Below are 14,784 nucleotides of genomic sequence, written 5' to 3' on the forward strand. Positions count from 1 at the left end.
AAATCACTCGTTTTTACACGAGTGATTTTTTTATTATTTTACAGAGACAATCTCTACTTGCATTTCTCCGCCTGGTGTTTGGATTGTTACTTTCTCACCAATTTGCTTACCTAATAAGCTTTTTGCGATTGGAGAATCGTTAGAAATTCTTCCTTCAAATGGATCAGCTTCCGCACTACCTACGATTGTGTACGCTTCTTCATCTCCATTTGGTAATTCTTTAAATGTTACTGTTTTACCTAATGTAACAACAGTAGATACTTCGCCATTATCTTTAATGATAACTGCGTTACGAATCATATTTTCTAATTGTGTAATACGTCCTTCTACGAACGCTTGCTCATCTTTTGCTGCATCGTACTCAGAGTTCTCAGAAAGGTCCCCGAAGCTACGTGCGATTTTAATACGTTCCACTACTTCTTTACGTCTTACTGTTTTTAATTGCTCAAGTTCGTTCTCTAGTTTTTGCTTACCCTCTTGCGTCATAGGGTATGTTTTTTCTGTTGACATATTTTCCACTCCTTTTATATACCAATCCCCCGAAAAAAAGAGGAGTTCCATATGAAAACTCCTCCGCTTCCATTGTTAGCGGAGGTTTCTAGTACCCTTGCACTAGCGGAGTTGTCACATACAACCCCGTATTTCCAATTCTTCTTTATATAAAGAAGATATGTATGGAAAGTTGATATAAATATGCCCTCACCTATATATAGATGAGGTTGCATGTTTCATTGTATTCGATGGGAAGGGAAAAAATCCCTTCCTACCGTATATCTTTTACTATGCTATTACAAATTTACTTTTTGTTCAAGAATTGTTGCAATTTTTGTCACCATAATATCAATTGCAACATGGTTTTGTCCACCTTCAGGGATAATAATATCCGCAAACTTCTTAGAAGGCTCAATAAATTGATTGTGCATTGGACGTACAACAGTTACGTACTGATCAATAACTGAATCCATCGTACGACCGCGCTCTTTAATATCACGCTGCATGCGGCGCAGAATACGAAGGTCAGCATCTGTATCAACAAATAACTTAATGTCCATCAACTCACAAAGACGTGGGTCTTCTAAAATAAGAATTCCTTCTAAAATAATTACATCTTTCGGCTCAACTGGAATAATTTCTTCTGAACGCGTATGCAATGTATAGTCATATACAGGCTTATCAATTTGCTCATATGCAAGCAACTGCTGCAAATGTTCAATTAACAGATCATTATCAAACGCAAGCGGATGATCATAATTTGTTTTTAAACGCTCTTCCATTGGTAAATGGCTTTGATCTTTGTAATAATAATCTTGCTCCAAGATTAAAATGGAATGACCTTTAAAATGGTCAAAAATCGCTTTCGTTACACTTGTTTTTCCTGATCCTGAACCACCAGCGATTCCAATTACAACAGGCTTATTCGTCCCCATTCGACTACCACTCTTTCTTATTGAAGTATGCTTTTGCGCATCATATTATTCACATACACTGGTTGATCCACTTTGAATTTCACGATTTGCAACGGATGTCTCGCTGCATCTAATTCGTTTCCATCCTCATCCCAAATTTTCTCCACCGTCTGCGTAAAGTTTTCTATTTCTGGTCCAAAGAACTCCACTTCATGTCCTGGTTTGAAATGATTACGTTGCTCAAGCGTTACGATGCCCGTTTCTTCATTATAATCTAACACTAAACCAGCAAAATCATACGTTGTTTTCTTACTATGATTTCCAAACATTTGCTCTTGATGTCCTGGAACCCCTTCAAAGAATGCAGGAGCTGTATCACGATTTGCACATTTATCAAGCTCATCTAACCATTCTTGTTTAAACTCAAAGTTATCCGGATCCGCACAATAAGCATCAATTACTTTACGATATACAGTTGCTACAGTCGCTACGTAATGGATTGATTTCATACGTCCTTCTACCTTTAAACTATCGATTCCAATTTCAATCATTTTCGGAATTGATAAAATTAAATTTAAATCTTTTGGACTCATCGCAAAGTGAGCATCTTCTTCTTGGAATAGAGGAAGCTCTTTTGCATCTTTATGTTGTGATACTGTTTGAACTAAATCATAATCCCAGCGGCAAGATTGGCAACAACCGCCACGATTAGAGTCACGCGCTGTCATATGGTTACTTAGTGTACATCTTCCTGAATATGCGATACACATTGCACCATGGACGAATGCTTCAATTTCAATATCCACTTTGTCTTTAATTTCTTTCATTTCTTCATAGCTTGCTTCACGAGCTAATACAAGACGATGTAAACCTTCTTCTTTCCAATACTGTGCTGCTTTCCAGTTGGATAGTGATTGCTGTGTGCTTAAATGCACCTCAACAGAAGGCGCTACACGTTTACACGTCTCAATGATAAGCGGATCAGCAACGATAATTCCCGTTACGCCAGCTTTTTCAATCCCTTTTAAATATTCCTCTAGCCCGTCCATATTTTCATTATGTGCGAAAATATTTGTTGTTACATATATTTTCGCTCCATATTTCTTTGCAAATTCAACGCCTTCTGCCATATCTTCCAGCGTAAAGTTACCTGCATTCGAACGAAGACCAAATTCTTGTCCACCTAAATATACAGCATCTGCCCCATAATGGATAGCTACTTTTAATTTTTCTAAGTTACCCGCAGGGATTAACAGTTCAGGTTTCTTCACAATAACGCGCTTGCCATCGATCACTCGTGAAATTTCTTGTACAGTCATTTCCTACACCCTCCTCGTTTAGTAAACCGTTTCTTTAAAGAAGAATCCTGTGTCTAACGGACGATTTACTGGTTGCATTTCTTCTATTTCTTTATATAGAGCATCTTTCACGTCATAATACGCATCACGATCTTCTACGCATAAATCAATCGCTTGACGATATTTCTTCGTTACTTCAATAATGTATTCAGAACTTTTTAGTACACCATCGATTTTTAAGCTGTCAACTTCAGCTTCGATTAGTTCCTCTAATTCATCGATGAAACAAATATCGTTCGGACTCATAATATGAGTACCATTTTCATCTTCATAGATTGGATATTTATTATTACGCTCTGGGTCATATAAGAACATATTCTCTTCATATTTTTTCTTTTCAATGTCAAGATTACGTCCTTGATACTCAAAGTAGTTTCCTACTAATGAACGCTTCGATTGGAACATACAAGTCATACCGTGAATTTGTACTTCTAGTTCCACTTCAGCATTTTCTTTTAAATCAACAATTTCATCTAAGCTCAGCTCACGAGCTAATACAGCACGCTTCGCTCCTCTTTGGCCCCAGTAATTACAAGTGAACCAATTGGTTGCTGTCGTTTCTGTATTCCAGTGCAACTGCATATTTGGCGCTACTTCGCGAACAGCCATTAATACTGCTGGATCTCCGAAAACAATTGCATCTACATTTACTTCATTTAAAAATGAAACGTAATCTGTTAATTCTTCTACTTTATCGTTGTGGAACATAGCGTTCATTGCTACGTATACTTTCACACCATTTTCATGCGCAATCTTCACAGTTTGTTTTACATCTTCACGTGAAAACTCCCCTGCTAAACGTAAACCAAACTTTTGCTCACCGATCATTACCGCATCTGCTCCTGCTTTCGCAAGAAGTTCGATATCCGCCACCGCTCTTGGTGTTACTAACAATTCAGGTTTCTTCATACCTTGGTCACCCTCTCTTTTTACTAACAGCTACTCCATCACCAATTGGGAAAATCGTTGTATCATATCCTTCATGGTTCATAAGCCACTCATTGTACGTCTTAATACGACGGATTAAACCACGTGTACGTCTGTTTTCAATCTTCTCTTTTGTCGTTACAAGACCATGGTACATAACATTATCTGAAATAATTACGCCACCAGGATTTAATAACGGTTCATATAAGTCAAAAAAGCGACGATACTGTCCTTTTGCTGCATCAATAAAAATAACGTCAAATGTCCCGTGTTCTTTTACTTGTTCACCTGTCTCTAACGCATCACCGTAAATAACTGAAATACGATCTGTTACTGGGGAACGTTCTATATATTCAAGTGCTTTTTCATATCGCTCACGATTGCGCTCAACTGTCACAATACGTGAATTTGGAATAGCTTGCATCATACGAATACTAGAATAACCGATTGCTGTTCCAAGTTCTAAAATGCTTTTCGGTCCAATTAAACGTAAAAATTGCAGCATAAATTCCATTCCAAGTCGATCCATAATCGGCACATGATTTTCTGTTGCATATTCTTCCATTTCAAGAATTAATTTATCTTTCGGATCAATAAATGATAATAGGTACTCGTTAACTGCATCCTCCATAAATGGTCCTCCTTATTTACATGGAGAAGTGCCTCTATGACGTCTTTTCCCACATAGAATGCAATAAAAATACAAGCCAGCTTTACCCTTAGCTTGTACGTCCCGTTTTGATATTAAAAACGATTCTTCTGCCAGTTTTTAACCCGATATATTTTACCACAAAAAAGAGGGATGTGCGACTTTTTTCGCTATCCCTCCCCATTTCACTGTTTTTTCGTAATGTATTTTTGCTTTAATGCATTATGCTCTTCTAATGTTTTCGCATAGTACACTTCACCACTTGGTGCAGCTAAGAAATAATAATAATCTGTTTGCGCAGGTTCTAACGCAGCTTCCACTGAATGTTTACCAGAGTTTGCGATCGGCCCTACCGGCAATCCTTTTACAACATACGTATTGTACGGTGAGTTGACCTTTAAATCTTCGTATAATACACGTTGTTTATGTTTTCCAAGTGCATATAATACCGTTGGATCCGTTTGAAGCGGCATACCTTTTGCTAAACGATTATAAAAGACACTAGCGATCTTTTGACGATCTGTAAAACCAGTTGCCTCTTCTTCAATAAGTGAAGATAATGTTAAAAGCTGATGAACATCCCAGTTCTTCGCTTTCATTTTCGCCTCATTTTGAACAATGATTGCATTTGTTTTCTCAAGCATCGGAATTACAATTTCTTCTAACGTTGTATCTTTCTTATAAAACGAATACGTTGCAGGATATAAATAACCTTCTAATGGGTATTTAATATTACTATCAAAGATTTTATCCGTTAATAACTTCGGATACTTTTGCTGCATTTTTTGAATAAATGCTTTATCGTTTAATTGACGCGTAACATCATCTTTATTCCACTTTAGTTCTGTCGCAATCGTTTCTGCAATTTCAGTTACTTGCGCCCCTTCTTTAATCGTCACTTTATAAAGAGCTGGACGATGCACGTTGCCAGATGACATTTGTTCGATCACATCTTCAGCATTCATTGAAGGGTTTAATAAATATGTACCTGCTTGTAAACTTTTCGATTTAGCCTTTGTATAAAAACTAAAAACTGTACCGTTTTTTACAGCGCCTTTTTCTTCTAAAATTTCTCCAATTTTACTTGTAGATGATCCTTTCGGAATTTCTACTTCAATCTCTTTTTTATTCCCGCTATCAACTGGTCCTAATGCGGATGAAATATACGCATAGACTGAACCACAAACTAAAAGCAGTGCAATAATCGAAAATAAAAAGATGCGTCTACGCTTCTTTTTCACTTGATTCTCTATCAAAACATTTCCTCCTTACTTAATTGTAGACCGTATGTACACCTTTCTATACAGCACGATGTAAAAACGCAACAAATTCACTTATCTTTTTTTAATAGACACTTTATTTTTCTACAATCCGTCTCATTATACTACAAAGACTTACACAGTTTCGACAAAAAATCTTTCATTTTACATATAAATACAAAAAAAGATGGACTGTATGTCGTCCATCTTTTCAGTACCTATTATTCAGCTTCTTGCTCATCAGCAAGAGTGTTGAACATTTCTTGTACCATTTCCCACTCTTCTTCAGATTCGATTGGAAGTAAGCTTCCGCCCTCTTCTTCATTTTGCTCATAAGCCATTGCATCATAAATTGGGTCTCCATCTTCGTCTACTTCACCGATTGGAGAGAAGACTACATATGATTTTTTACCAAATTTTTCAGCATCAAAAGTGAAAATAATTTCACATAAATGTTCGTTACCTTTTTCGTCTACAATTGTAATTTGATTTTCTTCCATTTTGGTCACCTCTTATTTACTATCTAAAAATCCTTGTAAGATTACGACTGCAGCCATCTTATCGATTACTTGTTTTCGCTTCTTACGACTTACATCAGCTGAAATGAGTAGACGTTCCGCTGCCATCGTTGACAAACGCTCGTCCCACATTACAACGTCTAATTGTAACAGCTCTCGTAGGTTTTCTGCAAATTGTTGGCACGCTTCACCACGTGGGCCAATTGTACCATTCATATTTTTAGGTAAACCTACTACTATTTTATCCACATTGTACTGCTTTACTAACTCAGAAATACGATCAAAACCAAAGTGACCTCGTTCTTCGTTAATCTTAATTGTTTCTAATCCTTGTGCTGTCCAGCCCATTTCGTCGCTAATTGCAACTCCGACTGTTTTTGTACCTACATCTAAACCTAATATCCGCATAAACTACTCCTCACGATGATGTTTCAAGTAAGACTTCACAAGCTCTTCAATAATCTCATCACGTTCAAGCTTGCGAACGATGCTACGTGCATCTTTATGGCGAGGTATGTATGCTGGGTCTCCACTTAATAAATAACCGACGATTTGGTTAATCGGATTATAGCCTTTTTCTTGAAGTGCATCATACACAGTTAAAAGTACATCATTTACATGGACACTCTGTTTTTCATCTTGAATGCTAAACTTCATTGTTTTATCAAAACCGTCCATTTCAAGCACCTCACTTATATAGTAAGTATAGGGAGAAGAACTTCTCCTCTCCCTACCATTGTACACTACTATCTCTTTATTTTGAAACAGATTTAACGTACTCTTGTACAAATGCTAAAGCTTCTTCGACTTGAGCTGGGTTTTTACCGCCTGCTTGTGCCATATCAGGACGGCCACCACCGCCACCGCCGCAACGAGAAGCTACTTCTTTCACAAGTTTACCAGCATGGTAACCTTGGCCAATTAAGTCTTTCGTTACACCTGCTAGGATGTTTACTTTATCGTCATTAACAGACGCTAATACAACAACTGCTGACTCTAATTTATTTTTTAGATCATCCATCATCGTACGTAAGTTGTTCATATCTGCAACATTTACTTTCGCTGCTAATACATTCACACCATCAACTGTCATTACAGAATCAGTTAAGTTTCCAACTTCGATATTGCTTAATTTCGCAGCAAGAGATTCATTTTCTTTTTGCAGTTGTTTTACTTCGGCAAATAGACCATCAACTCTTGTTAAAATATCTTTCGGATTTGTTTTCATTTTTCCTGCTGCTTCTTTTAATAAACCTACTTGATCGTTCATTAATTCGTATGCAGACTTACCAGTTACTGCTTCAATACGACGAGTTCCTGCACCGATACCAGACTCAGCAACGATTTTGAAAATACCGATAGAAGCTGTATTATCAACGTGACAACCACCACAAAGCTCTAAACTGTAATCGCCAACTTGTACAACGCGTACAACATCACCGTATTTTTCACCGAATAATGCCATTGCGCCCATTTCTTTCGCTTCTTCGATTGCTTTTTGAGAAATCTCAACATCAATACTTTCCCAAATTTTCTCGTTTACCATACGCTCAATTTTTTCTAATTCGTCAGCTTGTACTTGACCGAAGTGAGAGAAGTCAAAGCGTAAACGTTCAGAAGTTACAAGAGAACCTGCTTGGTTAACGTGTGTTCCAAGTACATCTTTTAATGCTTGGTGTAGTAAGTGAGTTGCTGTATGATTTTTCACAACGCTACTACGGTTTTTCGTATCGATAATAGCTTTCACAGCCGCATCTTTCGTTAATGTACCTTCTTCAACAACAACTTTGTGTAAGTTTTGACCATTTGGTGCTTTTTGCACGTCTTTTACAAGAACTTTCACGCCATCAGCAAGAAGGTAACCACGGTCTGCAATTTGTCCACCGCTCTCAGCATAGAATGGTGTTACATCAAGCATTAATTGTCCTTCTTCACCAGCTTGTAAGCTGTCTGTGTATTCGCCGTTTTTCACAAGTGCAACAACGTTACTTTCTGTTGCAACTGTACCGTAACCAACGAACTCACTCGCTACTTTAACTTCTCCAAGTACACCGCCTTGAACTTGCATTGAGTCAACGTCTTGACGAGCAGCACGTGCACGCTCACGTTGTTTTTCCATTTCATTTTCAAAACCTTCATGATCAACTGTCATGCCAGCTTCTTCTGCATATTCTTCTGTTAATTCAATTGGGAAACCATATGTGTCATATAGACGGAACGCATCTACTCCAGAAATAACAGTTGTTTTTTCTTCTTTTGCTTTTGTAATAACTTCAGCTAAAATTGCTTCACCATCATGAAGTGTTTCATGGAAACGCTCTTCTTCGTTTTTCACAACTTTCGCAATGAAATCTTTCTTTTCAAGTACTTCTGGATAGAAGTCTTTCATTACTTCTCCAACAACCGGTACTAATTCAAACATGAATGGACGGTTAATGTTTAATTTCTTCGAATAACGAACAGCGCGTCGTAATAAACGACGTAATACATAACCACGGCCTTCGTTAGAAGGAAGAGCACCGTCACCAACAGCAAATGTTACTGTACGGATATGGTCAGCAATTACTTTAAACGCCATATCTTTTTCTAAATCGCCATTACGATATTTCTCACCAGAAATTGATTCTGTTGCACCAATCATCGGCATGAATAGATCTGTATCAAAGTTCGTAGGCACATCTTGAACGATAGATGTCATACGTTCTAGACCCATCCCTGTATCAATGTTTTTCTTAGGAAGTGGTGTATATGAACCATCTGGATTATGATTAAATTGAGAGAATACAAGGTTCCATACTTCTAAGTAACGCTCGTTTTCTCCGCCTGGATATAATTCTGGGTCACTAAAGTCATTACCGTAAGCTTCTCCGCGGTCATAGAAGATCTCTGTATTCGGTCCACTTGGTCCTTCACCGATATCCCAGAAGTTTTCTTCTAAGCGGATAATACGCTCTTTTGGAACGCCCATTTTCTCATTCCAAATTGTGAATGCTTCTTCATCTTCTGGATGGATTGTAACTGATAGTAATTCTTTATCGAATCCGATCCATTTGTCGCTCGTTAAGAATTCCCAAGCCCATGTAATTGCTTCTTCTTTGAAGTAATCACCGATTGAGAAGTTTCCTAACATTTCAAAGAATGTATGGTGACGAGCTGTTTTCCCTACGTTTTCAATATCATTTGTACGAATTGATTTTTGAGCATTTGTAATACGTGGATTTTGTGGGATTACACGTCCATCAAAATATTTTTTTAATGTTGCTACACCACTATTAATCCATAGAAGAGATGGATCTTCATGTGGAACTAGTGATGCACTAGGTTCTACTGCATGTCCTTTTTCTTGGAAAAAGTCTAAAAACATTTGACGAATTTGTGCGCCTGTTAGTTGTTTCATTGTATTTTCCTCCTTAAATATAAAAAACTCCCGTCCCTATAAAAGGGACGAGAGTTAACTCGCGATACCACCCTAATTATGAATTGATTACAATAACAATCAATTCATCACCTCATGGTGCCGTAACGTGGCAAGACGGCAGTGATTAGCTGCTCTCAGGATTAGCTTTCTGTTACCCTTCATTTAAAGCTTCTTTCAGCCATATGGAAGCTTCTCTCTATAAATGGACTGTAACGTACTTGTTCCGTCATTGATTTAATGTATTATATGACTAAATATAATAGAATTCTCTTAAGTTTGTCAATGTAGATAATCATTTATATTGTATTAATCGCTTATTAATCATAGGTATTCTACTATTCATTCTTAACAGCCTTTTCATATATTATGCGTTTATTAATAAATTGGAATCTCCTTACAATAATAATTTATAAAAATTTCTAAATATTACTTTTTTTGCTATAATTAAATTATTGTTAATAAAATAAAAGAGCGATCACAATGACAACCTTACTTAACAAAGCTAAAAACATATTAGCAACTGACGAAACGATATTATTTTACGCAGCATGTTCATTAGACATATTTATTTATCGTTCCGTCGCAAGGCCAGGATTGCTAATTTTAACGAACAAAAGGCTATTCTTTTACGGGCCAGATGTAAGTAAGAATCCAATATTTGAAGAGTACTCTTTTGCAAAAATTTCTAATCTAAAAGAACAAAAGCGTCTTTTCAACAATCAAATTGTATTTATGTATGATAATGAATGGAAAAAAATAAAACATATTCAAACAAATGATGTGAGCTCCCTCGTTCAAAAGATACACGAGCAGCTTTCTAAATAAATATATGATTAGCCCTCTATTTCTTACATAGAGGGCTTCTATACTTACACATTTTCTTTTTTCAAGAGAGGTCTCACATGAACAATGACAGTACGAATAACTGCTAAAATCGGAACCGATATTAGTAATCCTACAATACCAGCTACTTCCCCCCCAACTAGTAATGCAAGCATAATAATAACAGGATGCATACGAAGTGACTTACCAACAATGTAAGGCGATAAAATGTTACTTTCCACAAATTGCAAAATAGCAATCGTAATCCCCGCCTTAATAAGTAAACTCGTTGATACTGTTGCTGCAATCATTAACGTCGGGATCGCTCCTAAAATAGGACCAAAGTACGGGATTATATCCGTTACCCCAATAATAATGCCAAGCAATAATGGATATTTCATACCGATAAACCAAAAAGAAAGAGCTGATACTCCCCCTAATACTAAACAAACAAATAACTGTCCTCGAATATAACTTCCAAGTGACTTATCAATTTCTTTCGCAAGCATTTGCCCCGTACCTCGCCATTTACTTGGGACTAGTTTCCAAAAGATATGATAAAACTCACCATAATCTTTTAATATGTAAAATACAATGAACGGTATTAAGAAAATAATGAGCAATGAATCGAGTACACCACGAGCTGTACTCATCACTTTATTTAAAAGCGCTTGAATCTTCGTTTCCACACCCACAAAAAGTTGTTTCACCTTTTCATGAATGAACGAAGGGAAATTCGCTGTTTGTTCTGTAACGCCATCCATCCACGAATCGTACATCTTTGTAAACTGCGGAAATTGTTCATTAATCTCTTGTAACTGTTTAATAACGACTGGTGTTCCTTTATAAATCCCATAACCAATTCCGCCAAAGAAAAGGATATAAATGAGCAAAATGGCAAGTGTACGGGGCATCCCTTCCTTATGAATTTTTTCAATTAAAGGGTGCAATAAATACGCAATAAAACAGGCGATAAGAAACGGCGTAATCGCTACTTTAAATACAAAAATAATCGGTGCCCATAGTGGCTTAATTTTTAAAAAGACGAGCAAACAAAGAAAAACAAGTAACAATAATCCTAAACGATATATCCAAATGATTTTAAGATTCTTCACATGAAAAACCTCCTCCACCTTTATTTTGAAAATAAATGGGTTAGGTTATGTGTGAAACTTTTAAAATCTTTTCATACGGACCATACTGTTTTTTAAAGACGTACATATAAATAACATAACAAGGACAACCACCCCTGAGAATACAGCATGAAATAATGTAATCAGGAGGGCTAATTATGGTTTTGTTTATGCTTGGATTATCAGCACTTTTTATGATTCTTGAATGGATTTGTATCGGCTTTGGTATTTGGAAGGGGTTCTTTATTCGTTCCTCACGTAAAGAAAAAGCGAAGCAATTATGGCAGTATGGAATACTTGGCGTCGGCTGTTACGGTCTATCTTATCTTTTCTCAGAAATTGGACTTTTTTATTTGCATATGAGTGCATAAAAAAACTCCCTTGTCTATAAGGGAGTTTTCACTTTATCGAAATGATTATAAGTAAGACTTAATCATCTTACGTGCTTTTTTCATATTGCGTTTTGAAAATACATCTTGCTTACGAGCATATTGATATGCTGCAGCTCCAACACCTAATGCGATTAATGAATTGCGTAGATTCAAAGTAAATCCCCCTTTTCGTTATCCGATCGTTCTTTCATTCTCATCAAATAAATCATCAAGAGAGCTTAATGAACCATCTTCCTCAACTTGATGCGTATGGATTTTCCCCTTTGAAACCGATAATTCGATATAACAATTCCAGCAATAAAATTGGTTGACACCTATTTTCCCAATGTCTTTCCCTTTGCAATTTGGACAAATGAACATATGGCTTTCATCTCCTTACAGTCTCCCAGATTCTATTCGCCATTATGTCCAAACCGCATTCATTTATACACTGCTGGAGCCTTTCAACGCTATGCGTTTGAAAGTTTCACTATATAATTTCACCTTGTTACATGAAATCATACGGTGAAATGTTTTCCACGTCCATTTCCTCGCCATTAACTGTGACAATCTGTACTTCTCCTTGTGATTCCTGCAAGCGACTAGCTAAAGTTGTTTGACGCATTGCATCATCAAGGCGATTTACACCAGATTGGAAAGCTACTTCCTCCCCGCAAATAATAAGGAACTTCTTACTTCTTGTAATGCCCGTGTAAATTAAATTACGGCGTAACATACGGTTGTAACTTTTCACAATCGGCATAATAACAATCGGAAATTCACTACCTTGTGATTTATGAATCGAACAACAATATGCATGTGTAATTTGATTTAAATCCGGCTTTGTATACGTTACCTCAATTCCATCAAATGAAACGATAATCATATCTTGTTGCTCAACGTTTTCTTTCGCATAAAACACCGAAACAATTTCTCCGATATCCCCATTAAACACTTGGCTCTCCGGCTGATTAACGAGTTGCAGTACTTTATCGCCTCTTCGGTATACAACATCACCGTACTGGATTTCTTTACTCTTTTCCCTTTTCGGGTTAAATACTTGTTGCAGCGCTTCGTTTAATACATTAATACCAGCAGGCCCGCGGTACATCGGTGCTAATACTTGAACATCCCTTGCACTAAAGCCTTTTGTTTTAGCGTTTTCGCAAACTTTTTTCACAACCTCAACAATTTGAGCCCCTGTACAGCTGATAAACGAACGATCTTTTTTATTTTGCGCTAAATCTGGCGGGAGTGTGCCGTCTTTGATCGCATGGGCAAGTTGAATAACAGATGAGCCTTCTGCTTGACGATAAATTTCAGTAAGCTTCACTGTCGGAACTGCACCTGCATTTAATAAATCTTTTAATACTTGTCCAGGTCCTACAGATGGCAACTGATCTTCATCACCTACAACGATAACTTGAATATTCGTTGGTAGCGACTTAAATAGCTGATTTGCGAGCCAAATATCAACCATTGAAAATTCATCGATAATAAGGAGCTTACCTTGGACAGGATCCGTTTCATTACGCTGGAAAGATCCTTCTGGCGTCCAGCCAAGCAAACGGTGAATTGTGCAAGCTGGAAGTCCTGTCGATTCACTCATCCGCTTCGCTGCTCTTCCTGTTGGAGCTGTTAATAGTATTGGAAATGGATTATCATCACTGTATTCATTCGGATTTAACGATAATCCGTGAAGTGACGCATACATTTCAACAATCCCTTTAATAACGGTTGTTTTTCCTGTTCCTGGTCCACCTGTTAATAACATCATCGGTTTATGAAGTGCCGTTTGAATCGCTTCTTGCTGAAATGGTGCATATTGTACATTCAACTGTTCTTCAATTTCACCTAATGTTTTTAACACTTCTGCTTCAGGAAATGAAGGTGTTTCCTCTTGATTCATCAATCGACGAATAGACTTTACAACACCTTTTTCAGAGTAGAATAAAGTTGCTAAATACACTCGTTCTTCTTCTATGATGACTTTCCCTTCACTTTGCATCGTTTCAATACAACCTATAATATCTTCTTCAGTCACTCTTCCTTCTTGATTGTTTAAAAGTGACATCGTTTCTCTTACAAGTTGATCTTTCCTCATATAAACGTGACCAAGTTGCAATGAGACATTCTCTAATGTGTAAAAACATCCCGCTCGTACACGGTCGTCGTGATTACCCGATATCCCTAACGCACGCCCTATATCATCCGCTCGTCCAAAACCAATCCCGTCCACTTCTTCAATAAGTTGATACGGATTATTACGAATCACTTCTAATGTCATCTCTTTATATTGCTGGTAAATCTTAATAGAAAGTTTCGTTCCAAAACCGTAACCATTTAAAAAGCTCATTACTTTCTCTAATCCTTGATGTTCAACAATTGTCTCATATATTTCCTGAGCCTTTTGTTTGTTAACAACACCATTTAACGCCTCAGGGTCATCCATAATTTTAGAAATAGCATGTTCCCCGAGATGATCCACAATTTTTTCCGCTGTACGCTTTCCTATCCCTTTAAATAAATCACTCGCTAAATATTGCACCATACCTGCTTTTGTTTGCGGCAATTCTTTTTTAAATGTTTCAACCATATATTGTTTTCCATACTTTGGATGGTCCTTAAAGTGACCTGTCAATGTAAACACTTCATCTTCATGCATGCGGGGAAAATGACCGTTTATCATTACTTTCTTTTCGTCATACGTTTCATTCGTTTCAATGACTTTCATACTGACAACGGAATAGAGGTTTTCTTCGTTGTGGAAAATGGTATGAAGAACTTGCGCTTTTATAAATTTTTTCTCTTCCTCAAACAAATCCATTGCATGTTGATTTCCCATCTTTCCTCTCCTTTCCGATATTTTCACTTTAATGAGCAGTACATCCCCCACCTTTTTAGATGAGGGGTAACTACCCAT

General features: G+C 37.0%; 16 protein-coding genes and 1 other annotated feature. Of the genes, 2 read left to right on the forward strand and 14 right to left on the reverse strand.

The features are described from left to right. Positions 1-33: 33 nt before the first annotated feature. From greA to alaS, 10 genes are all read right to left on the reverse strand, one after another. Complete coding sequence (gene greA / locus ATL10_RS15060) at positions 34-510, reverse strand: transcription elongation factor GreA (protein WP_014894880.1); 477 nt, start codon at positions 508-510, stop codon at positions 34-36. Positions 511-788: 278 nt separating this feature from the next. After that, entirely contained in the window at positions 789-1,427 is a 639-nt protein-coding gene (udk, locus tag ATL10_RS15065; protein ID WP_000537080.1) for a uridine kinase, read from the reverse strand. A gap of 17 nt (positions 1,428-1,444) precedes the next feature. Further along, on the reverse strand, positions 1,445-2,725 hold the full coding sequence (locus tag ATL10_RS15070) for a peptidase U32 family protein (RefSeq protein WP_000217961.1): 1,281 nt from the start codon (positions 2,723-2,725) through the stop codon (positions 1,445-1,447). Between the two features lie 18 nt (positions 2,726-2,743). Then, a complete protein-coding gene (locus ATL10_RS15075; RefSeq protein WP_000742793.1) occupies positions 2,744-3,673 on the reverse strand; it encodes a peptidase U32 family protein in 930 nt (309 codons plus the stop codon). A 7-nt stretch (positions 3,674-3,680) separates the two neighbouring features. Further along, positions 3,681-4,322: an O-methyltransferase gene (locus ATL10_RS15080; protein ID WP_000389102.1), complete on the reverse strand. Its 642-nt coding sequence runs from the start codon at positions 4,320-4,322 to the stop codon at positions 3,681-3,683. Positions 4,323-4,525: 203 nt separating this feature from the next. Next, on the reverse strand, positions 4,526-5,596 hold the full coding sequence (mltG, locus tag ATL10_RS15085; protein WP_000572135.1) for an endolytic transglycosylase MltG: 1,071 nt from the start codon (positions 5,594-5,596) through the stop codon (positions 4,526-4,528). A 224-nt stretch (positions 5,597-5,820) separates the two neighbouring features. Further along, positions 5,821-6,099 carry a DUF1292 domain-containing protein gene (locus ATL10_RS15090; RefSeq protein ID WP_000392245.1) on the reverse strand — a complete coding sequence of 93 codons (279 nt, stop codon included), beginning with the start codon at positions 6,097-6,099 and terminating at the stop codon, positions 5,821-5,823. 12 nt (positions 6,100-6,111) lie between these two features. Continuing rightward, positions 6,112-6,525, reverse strand: coding sequence for a Holliday junction resolvase RuvX (gene ruvX / locus ATL10_RS15095; RefSeq protein WP_001221193.1), 414 nt, complete (start codon positions 6,523-6,525; stop codon positions 6,112-6,114). 3 nt (positions 6,526-6,528) lie between these two features. Continuing rightward, entirely contained in the window at positions 6,529-6,795 is a 267-nt protein-coding gene (locus tag ATL10_RS15100; protein WP_000348591.1) for an IreB family regulatory phosphoprotein, read from the reverse strand. Between the two features lie 76 nt (positions 6,796-6,871). Next, complete coding sequence (alaS, locus tag ATL10_RS15105) at positions 6,872-9,514, reverse strand: alanine--tRNA ligase (RefSeq protein WP_110497092.1); 2,643 nt, start codon at positions 9,512-9,514, stop codon at positions 6,872-6,874. Between the two features lie 40 nt (positions 9,515-9,554). Then, positions 9,555-9,774, reverse strand: a binding site (T-box leader). Between the two features lie 241 nt (positions 9,775-10,015). Here alaS and ATL10_RS15110 point away from each other — a divergent pair. Then, positions 10,016-10,360 carry a PH domain-containing protein gene (locus ATL10_RS15110; protein ID WP_000209466.1) on the forward strand — a complete coding sequence of 115 codons (345 nt, stop codon included), beginning with the start codon at positions 10,016-10,018 and terminating at the stop codon, positions 10,358-10,360. A gap of 44 nt (positions 10,361-10,404) precedes the next feature. On the opposite strand, the gene ATL10_RS15115 is transcribed toward ATL10_RS15110, so the two are convergent. Next, positions 10,405-11,472, reverse strand: a complete 1,068-nt coding sequence (locus tag ATL10_RS15115; RefSeq protein WP_000793129.1) for an AI-2E family transporter — start codon at positions 11,470-11,472, stop codon at positions 10,405-10,407. Positions 11,473-11,648: 176 nt separating this feature from the next. On the opposite strand from ATL10_RS15115, the gene ATL10_RS15120 reads away from it, so the two are divergent. After that, entirely contained in the window at positions 11,649-11,861 is a 213-nt protein-coding gene (locus tag ATL10_RS15120) for a hypothetical protein (RefSeq protein WP_000242539.1), read from the forward strand. A 45-nt stretch (positions 11,862-11,906) separates the two neighbouring features. Here ATL10_RS15120 and ATL10_RS15125 read toward each other — a convergent pair whose 3' ends face one another. The 3 genes from ATL10_RS15125 to recD2 all read right to left on the reverse strand — a co-directional run bounded on the left by ATL10_RS15125 (position 11,907) and on the right by recD2 (position 14,706). Beyond that, entirely contained in the window at positions 11,907-12,035 is a 129-nt protein-coding gene (locus ATL10_RS15125; protein WP_001053553.1) for a YrzQ family protein, read from the reverse strand. A gap of 18 nt (positions 12,036-12,053) precedes the next feature. After that, entirely contained in the window at positions 12,054-12,242 is a 189-nt protein-coding gene (locus ATL10_RS15130; protein ID WP_000469281.1) for a hypothetical protein, read from the reverse strand. 127 nt (positions 12,243-12,369) lie between these two features. Then, positions 12,370-14,706 carry an SF1B family DNA helicase RecD2 gene (recD2, locus tag ATL10_RS15135; RefSeq protein ID WP_110497094.1) on the reverse strand — a complete coding sequence of 779 codons (2,337 nt, stop codon included), beginning with the start codon at positions 14,704-14,706 and terminating at the stop codon, positions 12,370-12,372. Positions 14,707-14,784: the final 78 nt, after the last annotated feature.

Source organism: Bacillus sp. 196mf (genome assembly GCF_003217275.1).
Lineage (GTDB): Bacteria > Bacillota > Bacilli > Bacillales > Bacillaceae_G > Bacillus_A > Bacillus_A thuringiensis_S.

Excerpts from the sequence above, each read along its gene's own strand:
- greA (WP_014894880.1), bottom strand. The coding sequence starts at position 510 with ATGTCAACAGAAAAAACATACCCTATGACGCAAGAGGGTAAGCAAAAA.
- udk (WP_000537080.1), bottom strand. The coding sequence starts at position 1,427 with ATGGGGACGAATAAGCCTGTTGTAATTGGAATCGCTGGTGGTTCAGGA.
- ATL10_RS15070 (WP_000217961.1), bottom strand. The coding sequence starts at position 2,725 with ATGACTGTACAAGAAATTTCACGAGTGATCGATGGCAAGCGCGTTATT.
- ATL10_RS15075 (WP_000742793.1), bottom strand. The coding sequence starts at position 3,673 with ATGAAGAAACCTGAATTGTTAGTAACACCAAGAGCGGTGGCGGATATC.
- ATL10_RS15080 (WP_000389102.1), bottom strand. The coding sequence starts at position 4,322 with ATGGAGGATGCAGTTAACGAGTACCTATTATCATTTATTGATCCGAAA.
- ATL10_RS15090 (WP_000392245.1), bottom strand. The coding sequence starts at position 6,099 with ATGGAAGAAAATCAAATTACAATTGTAGACGAAAAAGGTAACGAACAT.
- ruvX (WP_001221193.1), bottom strand. The coding sequence starts at position 6,525 with ATGCGGATATTAGGTTTAGATGTAGGTACAAAAACAGTCGGAGTTGCA.
- ATL10_RS15100 (WP_000348591.1), bottom strand. The coding sequence starts at position 6,795 with ATGGACGGTTTTGATAAAACAATGAAGTTTAGCATTCAAGATGAAAAA.
- alaS (WP_110497092.1), bottom strand. The coding sequence starts at position 9,514 with ATGAAACAACTAACAGGCGCACAAATTCGTCAAATGTTTTTAGACTTT.
- ATL10_RS15110 (WP_000209466.1), top strand. The coding sequence starts at position 10,016 with ATGACAACCTTACTTAACAAAGCTAAAAACATATTAGCAACTGACGAA.
- ATL10_RS15120 (WP_000242539.1), top strand. The coding sequence starts at position 11,649 with ATGGTTTTGTTTATGCTTGGATTATCAGCACTTTTTATGATTCTTGAA.
- ATL10_RS15130 (WP_000469281.1), bottom strand. The coding sequence starts at position 12,242 with ATGTTCATTTGTCCAAATTGCAAAGGGAAAGACATTGGGAAAATAGGT.
- recD2 (WP_110497094.1), bottom strand. The coding sequence starts at position 14,706 with ATGGGAAATCAACATGCAATGGATTTGTTTGAGGAAGAGAAAAAATTT.